Origin of the sequence: Paraburkholderia sp. CNPSo 3274, assembly GCF_024206475.1 — a bacterium.
Classification (GTDB): domain Bacteria; phylum Pseudomonadota; class Gammaproteobacteria; order Burkholderiales; family Burkholderiaceae; genus Paraburkholderia.
In genome coordinates, this window is sequence record NZ_JAMBPR010000023.1 from 33,033 (window position 1) to 46,495 (window position 13,463).

Below are 13,463 nucleotides of genomic sequence, written 5' to 3' on the forward strand. Positions count from 1 at the left end.
GGATTATTGCCCTGCGTGGTAAAATAACAGGTTTTCAGCGGTTTGTTTTTGTTTTTTCCGGGTGGGCATAATGGGTTGGGGTAATCCGTGAATGTCCAGTTTTCCAGCAAGGGGCGGAATGGCAATGGCAAAGACTACAGGCGGGAAAAAGGCAACAGCCAAGGGCTCGACGGAGCCGACCAGCAAGGTCACAGAGGCCACAGTTGCCAGTTCTTCCGCCCGGTCGTCGGGCAGTGAGTCCACCAACCGTTCTGAACCGGCTACCCGGAAGAGGTCGATGACTGTTTCGGCTGCGCGAGCAGCGCCTGTACGTGCGGCGAAGGCTGCTACGCATCCGGCAACGAAGCGGTCCGGTTCGAGAAGTGCAAGGGAAGTGCCTGCCGTCGAGGACGATGCGGCAGAGCGCGAGGCTCAAGCATCCACGGTTCAAGAGGCTGTTGTCCAGCAGCCGCGAGTCGAGACACTAGCCGGTACGGCGAACTCCATGACGAAAAAGCTGAATGAAGTACCCGTCGATGACGACGCAAACCAGAGCGAAGACAGCCCCCCCGCCGCGGGCAAGGTCGAAAAGACCACCCGTGCGCGCGACCGGCGAGCGAAGGAGAAGGCGCTGCTGAAAGACGCGTTCGCGTCGTCGCAGCCCGGCACCGTCGAGGAGCTCGAGGAGCGCCGCACAAAGCTGCGTGCGCTCATCAAGCTCGGCAAGGAGCGCGGCTTCCTTACCTATGCGGAAATCAACGATCACCTCCCGGACAACTTCACGGAAACCGAGGCGATCGAAGGCATCATCAGCACGTTCAACGACATGGGCGTGGCCGTCTACGAGCAGGCGCCCGACGCCGAAACGCTGCTGCTCAACGACAACGCGCCCAACGCTTCTTCGGACGACGAAGTGGAAGAGGAAGCGGAAGTCGCGCTCTCCACCGTCGATTCCGAATTTGGCCGCACGACCGACCCGGTGCGTATGTACATGCGCGAAATGGGCACGGTCGAGCTCCTCACGCGCGAAGGCGAAATCGAAATTGCCAAGCGCATTGAAGACGGCCTCAAGCACATGGTCATGGCGATCTCCGCTTGCCCGACCACCATTGCCGACATCCTCGCCATGGCCGAGCGCGTGGCGAACGACGAGATTCGCGTGGACGAGCTCGTCGACGGCCTGATCGACCCCAACGCTGAAGACACCGACGGCTTCAACGCCAAGGAAGCGGAAGAGATCGAAAACGAGGACGAAGAGGAAGAAGAGCAAGAGGAAGAAGCAGAGGAGGAGGAAGAGGACGACGGTGCGGCGCAGGCGACGGCCAATGCGGCGCAGCTCGAAGCCCTCAAGCGTGCCTCGCTCGAGAAGTTCGCCCTCATCAGCGAATGGTTCGACAAGATGCGCCGCGCGTTCGAGAAGGAAGGCTACAAGTCGAAGTCTTACCTCAAGGCGCAGGAAACCATCCAGAACGAGCTGATGTCGATCCGCTTCACGGCGCGTACTGTCGAGCGCCTGTGCGACACGCTGCGCGCGCAGGTGGACGAAGTGCGCCAGGTCGAACGCCAGATTCTTCACACGGTGGTGGACAAGTGCGGCATGCCGCGCTCGGAGTTCATCACGCGTTTCCCGGGCAATGAAACCGACCTCGAATGGTCGGAGAAGATCGTCAGCGAGAGCCATGCGTATAGCGGCATTCTCTCGCGCAACATCCCCGCGATCCGCGAACAGCAGCAGCGACTGCTCGATCTGCAGGCGCGCGTGGTGCTGCCGCTCAAGGACCTGAAGGAAACCAACCGCCAGATGGCGGCCGGCGAACTCAAGGCGCGCCAGGCGAAGCGCGAGATGACCGAGGCGAACCTGCGTCTCGTGATCTCGATTGCGAAGAAGTACACGAACCGTGGCCTGCAGTTCCTCGACCTGATCCAGGAAGGCAACATCGGCCTGATGAAGGCGGTGGACAAATTCGAATATCGTCGCGGCTACAAGTTTTCGACCTACGCGACGTGGTGGATCCGTCAGGCCATCACGCGTTCGATCGCGGACCAGGCGCGCACGATCCGCATTCCGGTTCACATGATCGAAACGATCAACAAGATGAACCGTATTTCGCGGCAGATCCTGCAGGAAACCGGTCTCGAGCCGGATCCGGCAACGCTCGCCGAGAAGATGGAAATGCCGGAGGACAAGATCCGCAAGATCATGAAGATCGCGAAGGAGCCGATCTCCATGGAAACGCCGATCGGCGACGACGACGATTCGCATCTGGGCGACTTCATCGAGGACAACAACACGGTGGCGCCTGCCGACGCCGCGTTGCACGCGTCGATGCGCGATGTCGTGAAGGACGTGCTCGACTCGCTCACGCCGCGCGAGGCGAAGGTGCTGCGCATGCGCTTCGGTATCGAGATGAGTACCGATCACACGCTCGAAGAAGTGGGCAAGCAGTTCGACGTGACGCGTGAACGCATACGCCAGATCGAAGCGAAGGCGCTGCGCAAGCTGCGCCACCCGAGCCGTTCGGACAAGCTCAAGTCGTTCCTTGAAGGGAATTGAGCGTGGTTAGCTTTAATGCACGGAAGTCATGTGCACGATGGCCAGACCGACTCGCTTTCGTGTAGTATGTCGGCCTGTCGTCGAAAAGCCCGGCCTTTGGGTAGACCGGGCTTTTTTGTTGACACGTCATCGTTGTTTCGTTTGTCGCTACGCTTCGTAGCTTCGTGGGCCGGACGCCGTGTTGGTTGCAGGCAGCGGACTCATAATCCGCCTCCGAAAGGACATCGTGGGTTCGAATCCCACCCGGCCCACCAAGGTTTTCAGCGATTTCTGGATACAGATTCTCGCTCCGCAAAACCCTACCCGCTCCCACATCTGGTCGGCCCGACCTTTTCCCCTCGCCTTTCCGTTCTCGCCTTGTTGCCGAGTGGCCAGCAAACGTTGCGTCACTTCACGGCGGCTGCAGACTCGCGGATTCCGCTCGGTGCGTTATGCGCTGGCTGCGGTGGCCCGACCGAACGGGTCCGCGAGCAACTGAGCGAGCACGTGGCAACGCTGACCACGGCGAAGCAGCAGATTTTTTTGACACCTGCGCGCTAACCGTGCGTGTCGACCCACGCCCTTGCCCAGGCGATTCCCGCGTCCTGCGCTTCCGCCTCCGAATCGAACAGATCCAGGACTCCGGAAGTGCAGATGAGCTTGTTACCCTGGATGATGGTCCCGCCCCCCGCGTAGCGCTCTGGCGTGAGCAGTTCTGCCTGTTGCGCGATGGCGTGACCCCACAAGTCGTAGCCTTTGTATGTCTCTCGTTCCATCTTTCTGGTGCCCGAAAACGGGAGCCGTTGCCGATCTTGCTCTCATCTTAACTTCTCTCATGGACGATGGCGTGCCGCCAGGCGCCGTGGTGGCAGACTGCGTTTCTGACTCGCTGGCCCGGCAAGGCTTTCGTCCTGTCGGCGTTGTTTAAGCTTGATTTAAGCGACGCTACGTACGCTTCGAAAGCATCCTTGAGTGGACAACGACGCCAGGCATCCCCGGACGTAAAGAGATTGAGATGGTGTACTTGATTACCGACCTGAAGATGGTCGAAAGCTACGGCCGCGTCAAGGCTGACAGCGGCAAGGATGCGCTGGAAGCGTTTGTGCTCAGCAAGGGCTTCCTCAACCTGATGGAGTTCGCCTCCGCCCGGCCCACGTTCGTCAACGACTTGATGGCTGTTCAACTGCAATAAGGAATACTGACGTGGCCATGACTTTGGGGCAGGCCATGGTGCATGCTGAACCCATCCTGCACGAGACAAAACCGTTGAGTTAATGCATAGAGCAGTATGGCGGCAGACAAGGCGGCGCCGGTTGCTACTTTTGCGACTCGAGCATGTCGAGATTGGCTTGCGCGGTCTCCGCGGGGTGCATCGAGCAGTAAGCGTCGAACAGGGTCGAGCATAATTGCGCGAGTGCCGCGAGATTCACGGCCTGGCCCGCATGTTCAACTTCCCCTGCGTTGAGTACGTCGTCAACGACGGGGGCGAGACGGCGCAGTCGCCGGAAAGTCTCCGCATCGATTTCCATTGCACTTCTCGTGTTCAAGCGCCAGGGCGCACTCGGCAAACTCTCACGGTAGCACTTCACGGACGCGCCCGCAGAATGTGACTTCGGCAGAAGCGAGACATCAAAACTGATACTACCCTTTGTGACGGCTTTAATGCGTTGCACAATCAGGACAAATACCCCGAGATTCGGCCGCGATGTCAACACGGGCCCGAGGTACAGGACCTCCCGATATGACCCGATAACGGGTGCAAAATCGAATTCGTACGCGCCGGGTAGTTTATTGTGCGACGCACATAAACATTGGCTTTTCAGCGGTCGACAAAGGGAATACCCTTAGATCATTCCCCTATCGGAGGCTTGCGGTTGTGTCGACTCTTCTCGAGCAGGACGGGCTTCTAGCGACCTGGCGTCGGATTCACCCCAACTCTGAGTCTGGGGCGTGGGAATGCCGTGAACTCGACGGTCGAGGTGAAGCGGTGCCTCATCCTCAACCCTCAGCAAGGCGCCAAATCGTTCTGACCGACGTGTACTGCCAAATCGCCGAGCAGATTGGTCACGTGGCAGCGATGTCGGTTGCCGTGGCGACACCGTCATTTGGCATCCGCGTACCTGACGTCGTCTGGATGCCGCCTGAAAAGTGGGAAGGGTTTGACCGGGATGATCCCGTTCCGTTTGTGCCGGATTTGTGCGTCGAGGTGCTCCTTGACCGCAAGTTTGCGCACGACATCGGCGCGCGGGTCAGGGCGTACCTGGAGGGCGGCGCCCAAGAGGTCATCGTTGTCGGCCAGCGCGGCGAGCTGCAATTCTGTGGCGCGAATGGACTGCGGCAAACTTCGCAGTTCGGAATAACGCTCGCACTCGAGCGGATGTACTTCGAAGCGTTCGCTCCGTCTTCGCACTGATCCACAAAGCGGGCGTCAGCCGACGCGAATCACTGCTGCCAGCAGTACTGACTAGTCCAGTGCGAAATCCGCCGGGGCCTCCGGCTCCCTGGCGTAGCGGAACACGTTCAGGTCGTCATGCTGGATAGCGGGTTTTCTGCCTGAAATCAGGTCGGCGAGAAGCTGCGCCGAACCGCAGGACATGGTCCAGCCAAGCGTGCCATGGCCCGTGTTCAGGAAAAGGTTGGGTACGGCGGTGCGGCCGACAATGGGCGTGCCGTCCGGAGTCATCGGTCGCAGCCCGGTCCAGAACGTAGCCTTCGATGTGTCGCCGCCGCCCGGGAACAGGTCGTTCACGCACATTTCGAGTGTCTCGCGCCGAGCTTCGCGCAGGCGCTTGTCAAACCCGACAATTTCGGCCATGCCGCCCACGCGAATTCGTTTATCGAAACGCGTGATGGCGATTTTGTAGGTCTCGTCGAGGACCGTCGAGACCGGCGCGCGTGACTCGTCCACGATAGGAGCCGTGATGGAATACCCCTTGAGCGGGTAGACCGGAATCTTGACGAGGGCAGACAGGAAGTTCGTCGAATAGGAGCCAAACGCGACAACGAACGCGTCGGCATGGATAAGCCTGGTTCCGTGACGTACGCCAACGACTTTGCCGCCTTCGACAACGAGGGCATCGACTGTCGTGTTGTAGCGGAACGTGACGCCTGCCTCCACGGCGAGAGCGGCAAGCCGGGTCGTGAACAGTTGGCAGTCACCTGTCTCATCGCCAGGCAAGCGAAGACCGCCGGTTAATTTATGCGAGGTGGCAGCAAGGGCCGGTTCAGCCCGCGAGAGTTCGCTTGCAGTTAGCAACTCGTATGGAACGTTCGCCTCTTTCAGGACGGCGATGTCCTTTGCCGCGCCGTCAAACTGCTGCTGCGTTCGGAAAACCTGTAGCGTCCCGCCGGTTCGTCCTTCGTACTGGATACCCGTTTCAGCGCGCAGCGCCTTCAGGCAATCGCGGCTGTATTCCGCGAGTCGCACCATACGGTTCTTGTTGATGGCGTAGCGCTCCGCGGTGCAGTTCTGCAGCATCTGCCACATCCACTGGAGCTGGAACTGCTTGTCCGCGTCATCTGGGCGGATGGCGAGCGGGGCATGCTTCTGGAACATCCACTTAACGGCCTTGAGCGGGACGCCCGGTGCCGCCCACGGCGCTGCGTATCCCGGAGAAATTTGCCCGGCGTTCGCGAAGCTCGTCTCAAGCGCGGGACCTTGCTCGCGGTCGATGACGGTGACTTCATGGCCCGCGCGCGCCAGATAGAACGCGCTCGTCACGCCGACGACCCCGCTACCCAATACCAGAACTCGCATACCCGTCGTCTCCCAGCCAGGAGGCCGCAAATACTCGATAAACGCTGCCGGTATTCGGTTTGGCAGTCGATGAATGAATGCTAGCGACATGCGAGCAGTTTTCAATAATGTTTAGTTGGCTATTTTGGGTTGAAATTGCTAGTCGGTTGGGGGGGGCACGGATGTTTTCAAACCGGCTTCAAGGCTGAGGAATTGTTTGCGAAAGATGAGAACAGTATTGGAAGGAATCGGGACAAATTAATCGATGTGTGCATATACACTCTAGCCCATCGATGTCGTCGTGACGTAAGCAAGCGCTGCGGCTTCGCCCTTGTCACGTCGGACAACCAGTAACGACGCGCTTTCCAATCTTTTTTCAGGCAAATAATGTCCAAACTCTTTTCTGAAGTCAAAGTCGGCCCTTACACGTTCTCGCACCGGGTTGTTCTTGCACCGCTCACCCGTATGCGCGCCGAGAGCGGTGCGATTCCTGGCCCGCTCATGGCGGAGTATTACGGGCAACGCGCGTCGGCCGGCGGGTTCCTGATTGGCGAGGCCACCATCGCTGCGCCGAACGGCAACGGATATCTCGGTGCGCCTGGTCTGTACGACGATAGTCAGATTGCAGGCTGGAAGCGCGTGACCGATGCCGTCCACGCGAAAGGCGCGAAGATTTTCCTTCAGCTGTACCACGCTGGGCGCCAGTCGAATTCGGAGCTGCAGCCTGACGGCGGCCGACCCGTTGGTCCCTCGGAAGTGCCGCACGGCGGCGTCGCATACACGGACGCCGGCTGGGTTCCGAATACGCCGAATCGCGCATTGGAGACGCATGAAATTGCGGGTATCGTCGAAAGTTTTCGCGCTGCGGCGGCACGCGGCGTCGAGGCAGGCTTCGACGGCGTGGAACTGCATGCCGCAAACGGCTATCTGTTCGATCAGTTCCTGCAGGACGGCAGCAACAAGCGGACGGACAACTATGGCGGTTCGTTCGAAAACCGCGCCCGCCTGTTAATGGAAGCCACCCGTGCTGTTATTTCCGTGTGGGGAAGCGACAAGGTCGCCGTGCGCCTTGGGCCGAGCGGGTCCTGGGGCGATATGTCGGATCGCGACCCCGTCGGCCTGTTCACGTATGTTGCACGAGAACTCGCGAAGCTGAATCTCGCGTATCTGCACCTCATCGAGCCCCGCATTCTCGGCAATGTCGAAAACGACAGTGCCGATCCGAATCCGGTTGCGGCTCAGCTGATTCGCAAGCACTATGCGGGCACCATCATCTCGGCCGGCGGTTTCGACGGGGAAAAGGCCGAAGCCATCCTGCAGGCCGGCGATGCAGATCTGGTCGCATTCGGTCGCCACTTCATTGCGAATCCCGACCTTCCGGAGCGGCTCCGTCGCAAGCTGTCGCTCAACCCGTACGACCGCCCGACGTTTTTTGGCGGCACACACATCGGTTATACGGACTACCCGTTCTATAAGTTTGAGGCGCAAGCCGTAGCCTGAACAGGGGACGCTCCCAATTGCGCGAACTCGGCGCCATATTGGGCTCGTTTCGGGCAATTGGTTCATCCCGTCTACGTCTACACTGGCTTTCATGGAGCGAGACGTTGGCTCCATCCCAGGATTCCCCTCCTGCGGTCGAGTTGGACCATACCGTGTACCAGTTGCAGAACAGCAGTCCAGCAGCAGTAGTCGTAGGTGGCAGAGTTGATCGGTCAATGTCGAAGCAGCACGCTGTTGAATCAATGAGGAGTGCAGGGCAACTCGTAGTTGAAGTGCAGGGCAGCATGCAGTTGAAGAGCAGGGCATCACGCAGTTGAACCACGCAGTTGAAGTGCGGAGCAACACGCAGTTGAAGTACCGCGTCATCCAGGCATTATGCGATTGCAAGTCCAGGCCGCTTACATCTGAACGGGTGTAGGCGGCCGCCGTTCGTCTGCCGGGGTGTCGTGCACCGGGTGCGTGTTCCCGGCCGAGCATTGATTCGCTCCGCCATTAGCGCTACCTTTACGTTTGTCCTGTTCGTCGAGTGCTGGTCAACGAGGGGAGAATCGTTTCGTGAAGAGAGCGTGGGTTTTCCCTTGCGTCGTCGCCTTTAGCGCGATCCTTGGCGGTTGCGGCAAGGAGAGTTCGCGAAACGTCACCGAGGCGTCGGGCGCATCCGCGAGCCAGGCGCCGGGTCAGCCAGCGCAGGGCGCAAGCGGCACACCGGCCGCATCAGGCGCGCAGGTTGCGGGCGCGCTGGGTACCGTCACCATGAAGCAGTTGCCGGGAGAAGCGGCCGAGACTCTGCGGTTGATCAAAGCGGGCGGCCCCTTTCCTTTTGCGGACGACGGCGTCTTGTTCCGTAATACCGCGCAATTACTGCCGAAGCATCCGCGCGGCTACTACCACACATACACGGTTCGCACCCCGGGCATGACGGATCGTGGGCAGCGCCGGGTCGTATGTGGTGGACCGCGCAAGCAGACCGGCGACTGCTACTACACCGACGACTACTACGTCAGTTTCAAGCGCATTGCCGAGTAAAGGCCAGATCGTCGTCGAGCCTGAGCGCACGCTCAGGCGCTAAATCAATAGCTCCAGGGTTTTGAACAAGGCGAGGTCTTCTTTCTTCGCCGAGCGCGCGTGCCGGCGGATCACCTGCAGCAAACATTCGATGAAAGCAACGGCCGCGCGGCTCAGCGTGCTGTTGCGGCGCGTGACGATGCTCAGTTGTCGGGGTTCGAACGCCTCGCGCAACGGGAGTGAGCGCAGGCGGCCTCCGAACGGCGGCACGTGACTCAGGATCGTTGGGCTCCACGTGCACATGTCGGCTTGCTCCACCATGGTTTGCAGCGTTGCTACCGACTGCGCGCGCACAATGCGGCGTTCGTCGATCTGCGCGCCGTGGCGCGTGAACAGATAGTCGACCAGATCGCTCTTGCCGTCCGGCGCGAAGTTCAACACCCAGTCTTCGTCGAGCAGTTCGTGGATCGAGCGCGCCCGCACTTTCCGGTGTCCTTCTCGCACCATCACCGACGATTCGTAAGTGAGCACAGCCTCACAGGCGAACTCCTGCGCACTTGCGCCGGGCTGCAACTGGCCGACGGCGAAATCCATACTGCCGTCGCGCAGCAACGGCTGGGCAACGGCCATCAGTCCTTCGACCAGTTCCAGACGGATATCGGGCATACGCTCGCGAAATAGCCGTACGGCCTCGGCCAGAAAGGTCAGTGTAATCCACGGTGTGACGCCCACCATGAGACTGCCTTCCACGCGGCCCCTCAGTCGCTCCAGGTCGCTGTGCGCGTGTTCGAGTTGATTGAGCACGATGCGCGCGTGTGTGAGCAGCACCTTGCCGTGCTCGGTGAAGGTGATGCCTTCGGGCGCGCGGATCAAGAGCGGCAGGCGCTCGTTTGCCTCCAGTTCGCGCAGCGCGCGCGTGACAGCCGCCTGCGAGAGCCCGAGCGAACGGGCGGCGCCGCGAATGCTGCCGGCGTCCGCGCTGGCAACAAGCGCTTCGAGTTGGTGCAGTTTCATGCCGGGGTCGGGCGGCGAGAGGCGATGGGGTGACAACGTTAGGTTGTCATCATAACAAAACGTTGGCTGTTCCCCGGAATTTGCGCTGCATACGATTCGCTCCACGATGCACGAATGGACTGAGGAGGCAAATTGAGCAGACAGTGGGTTTTGCCCGAGGTGGCGGCAATCGAAGCCGACATGATCGCGTTGCGCCACCAGTTGCATGCGCAGCCCGAACTGGGCTTCGAAGAACATGTGACGAGCGCGCTTGTCGCCGAAAAGCTCGAAGCGTGGGGCTATAGCGTGACGCGCGGCGTGGGCGGCACGGGCGTGGTCGCCACGCTGCAGCGCGGCAGCGGGTTGAGTCTCGGGCTGCGCGCCGACATGGACGCGCTCCCCATACGCGAGGCGACGGGCCTTCCCTACGCCAGCAGCAACGAAGGCGTGATGCATGCCTGCGGCCATGACGGCCACACGGCGATGCTGCTGGCAGCCGCCCGATGCCTCGCCCAAACCGCACACTGGCGCGGCACGCTGCACCTGATTTTTCAACCGGCCGAAGAAGGCTTGGGCGGCGCGCGCAAGATGATCGAGGACGGCCTCTTCGAGCGCTTTCCCTGCGACGCCGTGTTCGCGATGCATAACGTGCCCGGTTTTCCGGCGGGGCGAATCGGCTTTCACAGCGGCGCCTTCATGGCCTCCGCGGACGAGGTGACGATCCGCGTGATCGGCCGCGGCGGGCATGCGGCCGCGCCGCAGCAGACGATCGACCCCGTCGTGGTCGGCGCCTCGATCGTCATGGCGCTGCAAAGCGTGGTGGCGCGCAACGTGGCGCCGCATGATCAGGCCGTCGTCAGCGTCGGCGCGCTGCATGCGGGGAGCGCCTCGAACGTCATTGCGCCGCACGCCGATCTGCACCTGAGCGTGCGCGCGCTTTCGGCGCAGGTGCGCGAGCTGCTGGAGCGTCGCATCCGCGAGGTGGCGCAGGGGCAGGCCGCGAGTTACGGCGCACGCGTGGAGATCGACTATCGCCATGACTACCCGGTGCTCGTCAATCACAGCGACGAGACCGAGGTGGCGCGCCGCGTCGCGCTCGAATGGGGCGGCCCGGAGATGCTGATCGACGGCCTGCGCCCGCTCATGGCGAGCGAGGACTTCGCGTACATGCTGGAGCGCCGCCCCGGCAGCTACCTCTCGATCGGCAATGGTGACGGCGAGCAGCACTGCTCGCTGCACAACCCCGGCTACGACTTCAACGACGCGAGCCTCGCCATTGGCGCAAGCTACTGGGTCAAGCTCGCAGAGCACATTCTGAAATAGCACCACAGAAGTCACAGAAAGCACCGAAGCAACTTGAACAACCGAAACGACACGAAGGAGACGAGCAAATGAAGAAATGGACGATGGCGCTTTCGCTGGCGCTCGCTGCGGCGGCAACGGCGGGACAGGCGCATGCGGTGGACCTGAAGGGCCGGCAGATCCGGCTCGCGGTCGATCCCACCTACCCGCCGCTCGAATACAAAACGCCGGACGGCAAGCTCACGGGCTTCGGCGTGGACATTGCCAATGCATTGTGCGCGCAACTGAACGCGCATTGCGTATGGGTGGAAACGAGCTTCGACGGCATGATTCCAGGCCTGATCGCGCGCAAGTTCGACGTCATCTCTTCGTCGATGACGATCACGCCCAAGCGCGCGGAGCAGATCGCCTTCACGAACAAGATTTCGAATGCGCCCGCGCGGCTCGTTGTACGCCGCGGCTCGCCGCTCTTGCCCGATGCGGCCTCGCTCAAGGGCAAGCGCGTGGGCGTGGAGCAGGGCACGAGTCAGGAAGATTACGCGCGCGCGAAGTGGCAGCCCGCGGGTGTGGAGATTGTCCCCTATCAAAACCAGGACCAGGTCTATGCCGATCTGACGTCGGGCCGCCTGGACGCCGCGTTTCAGGCGTCGATCGCCGCAAGCGACGGCTTTCTGAAGCGCCCTGAAGGCAAGGACTTCACGTTCGCGGGCCAGGCCATCGACGATCCGAAATTCTTTGGTCAGGGCGATGGCCTCGGCCTGCGCAAGCAGGAAACCGAACTGCGCGAAGCCTTCAACGGCGCGCTCGCCGATATTCTTGCAAACGGCACCTACGCGCGTATCAACAAGAAATACTTCGACTTCGATATCTACGGCTCGAAATAACGCCCGACGGGCCGCGCAATTGACTAAGGCGGGCGCAAGGCATGCGGTCCGCCTGAGAAAGGATAAGAGGGCTGTGTCTTTGTCAAATAGTTAGCATGCCTGATAAAAAACGGAAAACGTATGAAGAAGAGGAAGATCTTTTGCGTCATGGCGCTGTGCGGTGCGACGGCGCCTGCCTTCGCGCAAAGCAGCGTGACCCTGTACGGTTTGATCGACGAGGGCGTTGACTATACGAACAACGTGGGCGGTCACGCCGTCTACGAAATGACGAGCGGCTATGCGCAAGGCAGCCGCTGGGGACTGAAGGGCACCGAAGACCTGGGCGGCGGCAACAGTGCGGTCTTTCAGATCGAAAGTGGCTTCAACGCGAGCAACGGGGCGCTGGCAGAAGGAGGCCGCGCCTTCGGACGCCAGGCGTATGTGGGTCTCGCCAATGAACGCTACGGCACGCTCACGCTCGGGCGTCAGTACGACTCCGTGGTGGACTATCTCGCGCAGACGACGGCGAACGGCAACTGGGGCGGCTACCTGTTTTCGCACCCCTACGACAACGACAATACCGACAACACCTTTCGCCTGAACAACACGATCAAATACGCGAGTCCGACGTTCGGCGGCTTCTCGTTCGGCGGCACATACAGTTTCAGCAACGACACGAACTTCGCGAACAACCGCGCGGTGAGCGTGGGGGCGCAATACACGGTGGGCGGCTGGCTCATCGCCGCGGCCTACCTGAACGCCAGCAACCCCGCGCTGACCTCGGGCGGCGCGATTGCGGGCGCGAGCAGCATGAACGGCGCGGACGGTAATTTCGCTTCGTCGCGTCTGCAGATTTTCGGTGCAGGCGTGAGCTACACGGCTGGGTCGGCAACAGTCGGCTTCGCGTACACGAATACGTACATCGGCCAGCCTGTGGCGAACGTTGGGTATCTCACCGGCGACGAGACGATCCAGCCGGTGACGGGGCCGCTCGCCGGTGGCCGGGTGACGTCGCTCAGGTATCAGAACTTCGAGGTGAACGGCAAGTATCAGTTTACGCCGGCCTTCTACGTCGGCGCGGACTACGTCTACACGCTCGAACACTACGACGCGACGACAGGCAGCGTGAAGCCTTCGATCCACTCCGTGGGCGTGATGGTCGACTACAACCTCTCGAAACGCACTGACGTGTATCTGCAGAGCGCATTCCAGCTCGTAGCGGGCGACAAGACCGGCTCGTCGCTCGACCAGGCTTATGTGCCCGGCGCGCAGGATCTCTCGTCGACTTCCCGCCAGGTCGTGGTGCGTGCCGCAATTCGTCATAGCTTCTGACTTCGTAGCCTGCACGCGGCGCTCTGCACGATCGGAGCGCCGCCCGGCACATTTGCGACAGGCGGGGTCACGTCGCCGAAACTCACGGACAGCGCGTCCCTATACAAAAGGGAGATTCGATGGCACTTTTTGCAGCCTGATGGCTGGAGGCAGGCGGGGCATTAGCGTTTTCCCGCACGCCCCGCCATGCGTCACCGCCGGCCCACCATTCGATTTTTTT

13 protein-coding genes and 1 tRNA gene are annotated in these 13,463 nt (G+C 61.1%); 9 read left to right on the forward strand and 5 right to left on the reverse strand.

Features of this window, described 5'->3' with window-relative positions:
• Window positions 1-3 precede the first annotated feature (3 nt).
• On the reverse strand, window positions 4-243 hold the full coding sequence (locus M3I54_RS17565) for a hypothetical protein (RefSeq protein ID WP_254338203.1): 240 nt from the start codon (window positions 241-243) through the stop codon (window positions 4-6).
• On the opposite strand from M3I54_RS17565, the gene rpoD reads away from it, so the two are divergent.
• Both rpoD and M3I54_RS17575 read left to right on the forward strand, forming a co-directional pair.
• On the forward strand, window positions 125-2,533 hold the full coding sequence (gene rpoD, locus M3I54_RS17570) for an RNA polymerase sigma factor RpoD (RefSeq protein ID WP_254338031.1): 2,409 nt from the start codon (window positions 125-127) through the stop codon (window positions 2,531-2,533). The two genes, M3I54_RS17565 and rpoD, sit on opposite strands and share 119 nt — an antisense overlap.
• Window positions 2,534-2,699: 166 nt before the next feature.
• Window positions 2,700-2,787, forward strand: a tRNA-Ile gene (locus M3I54_RS17575).
• Window positions 2,788-3,069: 282 nt separating this feature from the next.
• Here the strand turns inward: M3I54_RS17575 and M3I54_RS17580 are convergent.
• Window positions 3,070-3,288: a hypothetical protein gene (locus M3I54_RS17580; RefSeq protein ID WP_254338033.1), complete on the reverse strand. Its 219-nt coding sequence runs from the start codon at window positions 3,286-3,288 to the stop codon at window positions 3,070-3,072.
• A gap of 248 nt (window positions 3,289-3,536) precedes the next feature.
• Here M3I54_RS17580 and M3I54_RS17585 point away from each other — a divergent pair, with 248 nt between their 5' ends.
• A complete protein-coding gene (locus M3I54_RS17585; RefSeq protein ID WP_254338205.1) occupies window positions 3,537-3,704 on the forward strand; it encodes a hypothetical protein in 168 nt (55 codons plus the stop codon).
• A gap of 124 nt (window positions 3,705-3,828) precedes the next feature.
• Here M3I54_RS17585 and M3I54_RS17590 read toward each other — a convergent pair whose 3' ends face one another.
• Complete coding sequence (locus M3I54_RS17590) at window positions 3,829-4,041, reverse strand: hypothetical protein (RefSeq protein WP_254338035.1); 213 nt, start codon at window positions 4,039-4,041, stop codon at window positions 3,829-3,831.
• 347 nt (window positions 4,042-4,388) lie between these two features.
• On the opposite strand from M3I54_RS17590, the gene M3I54_RS17595 reads away from it, so the two are divergent.
• A complete protein-coding gene (locus M3I54_RS17595; protein WP_309249618.1) occupies window positions 4,389-4,925 on the forward strand; it encodes a Uma2 family endonuclease in 537 nt (178 codons plus the stop codon).
• Between the two features lie 51 nt (window positions 4,926-4,976).
• Here the strand turns inward: M3I54_RS17595 and M3I54_RS17600 are convergent, their stop codons facing one another.
• Window positions 4,977-6,269 (reverse strand): D-amino acid dehydrogenase, encoded by a 1,293-nt coding sequence (locus M3I54_RS17600; protein ID WP_254338039.1) that lies wholly within the window; start codon window positions 6,267-6,269, stop codon window positions 4,977-4,979.
• A gap of 366 nt (window positions 6,270-6,635) precedes the next feature.
• Between M3I54_RS17600 and M3I54_RS17605 the strand changes: the two genes are divergently transcribed.
• A complete protein-coding gene (locus tag M3I54_RS17605; protein WP_254338041.1) occupies window positions 6,636-7,748 on the forward strand; it encodes an alkene reductase in 1,113 nt (370 codons plus the stop codon).
• 555 nt (window positions 7,749-8,303) lie between these two features.
• Window positions 8,304-8,774 carry a ribonuclease gene (locus M3I54_RS17610; protein ID WP_254338043.1) on the forward strand — a complete coding sequence of 157 codons (471 nt, stop codon included), beginning with the start codon at window positions 8,304-8,306 and terminating at the stop codon, window positions 8,772-8,774.
• A 39-nt stretch (window positions 8,775-8,813) separates the two neighbouring features.
• On the opposite strand, the gene M3I54_RS17615 is transcribed toward M3I54_RS17610, so the two are convergent.
• Window positions 8,814-9,767, reverse strand: a complete 954-nt coding sequence (locus M3I54_RS17615) for a LysR substrate-binding domain-containing protein (RefSeq protein ID WP_254338045.1) — start codon at window positions 9,765-9,767, stop codon at window positions 8,814-8,816.
• A gap of 180 nt (window positions 9,768-9,947) precedes the next feature.
• On the opposite strand from M3I54_RS17615, the gene M3I54_RS17620 reads away from it, so the two are divergent.
• From M3I54_RS17620 to M3I54_RS17630, 3 genes are all read left to right on the forward strand, one after another.
• Window positions 9,948-11,069 (forward strand): M20 aminoacylase family protein, encoded by a 1,122-nt coding sequence (locus M3I54_RS17620; protein ID WP_375542161.1) that lies wholly within the window; start codon window positions 9,948-9,950, stop codon window positions 11,067-11,069.
• A 68-nt stretch (window positions 11,070-11,137) separates the two neighbouring features.
• Complete coding sequence (locus M3I54_RS17625; protein ID WP_254338049.1) at window positions 11,138-11,932, forward strand: ABC transporter substrate-binding protein; 795 nt, start codon at window positions 11,138-11,140, stop codon at window positions 11,930-11,932.
• A gap of 120 nt (window positions 11,933-12,052) precedes the next feature.
• Window positions 12,053-13,243, forward strand: coding sequence for a porin (locus M3I54_RS17630; protein ID WP_254338051.1), 1,191 nt, complete (start codon window positions 12,053-12,055; stop codon window positions 13,241-13,243).
• The last annotated feature ends 220 nt before the right edge of the window (window positions 13,244-13,463 follow it).

Bases quoted from the DNA above. Each gene is read 5' to 3' on its own strand.
- M3I54_RS17590 (WP_254338035.1), bottom strand. From the start codon at position 4,041: ATGGAAATCGATGCGGAGACTTTCCGGCGACTGCGCCGTCTCGCCCCC.
- M3I54_RS17625 (WP_254338049.1), top strand. From the start codon at position 11,138: ATGAAGAAATGGACGATGGCGCTTTCGCTGGCGCTCGCTGCGGCGGCA.
- M3I54_RS17615 (WP_254338045.1), bottom strand. From the start codon at position 9,767: ATGAAACTGCACCAACTCGAAGCGCTTGTTGCCAGCGCGGACGCCGGC.
- M3I54_RS17605 (WP_254338041.1), top strand. From the start codon at position 6,636: ATGTCCAAACTCTTTTCTGAAGTCAAAGTCGGCCCTTACACGTTCTCG.
- M3I54_RS17600 (WP_254338039.1), bottom strand. From the start codon at position 6,269: ATGCGAGTTCTGGTATTGGGTAGCGGGGTCGTCGGCGTGACGAGCGCG.
- M3I54_RS17580 (WP_254338033.1), bottom strand. From the start codon at position 3,288: ATGGAACGAGAGACATACAAAGGCTACGACTTGTGGGGTCACGCCATC.
- rpoD (WP_254338031.1), top strand. From the start codon at position 125: ATGGCAAAGACTACAGGCGGGAAAAAGGCAACAGCCAAGGGCTCGACG.
- M3I54_RS17630 (WP_254338051.1), top strand. From the start codon at position 12,053: ATGAAGAAGAGGAAGATCTTTTGCGTCATGGCGCTGTGCGGTGCGACG.
- M3I54_RS17620 (WP_375542161.1), top strand. From the start codon at position 9,948: ATGATCGCGTTGCGCCACCAGTTGCATGCGCAGCCCGAACTGGGCTTC.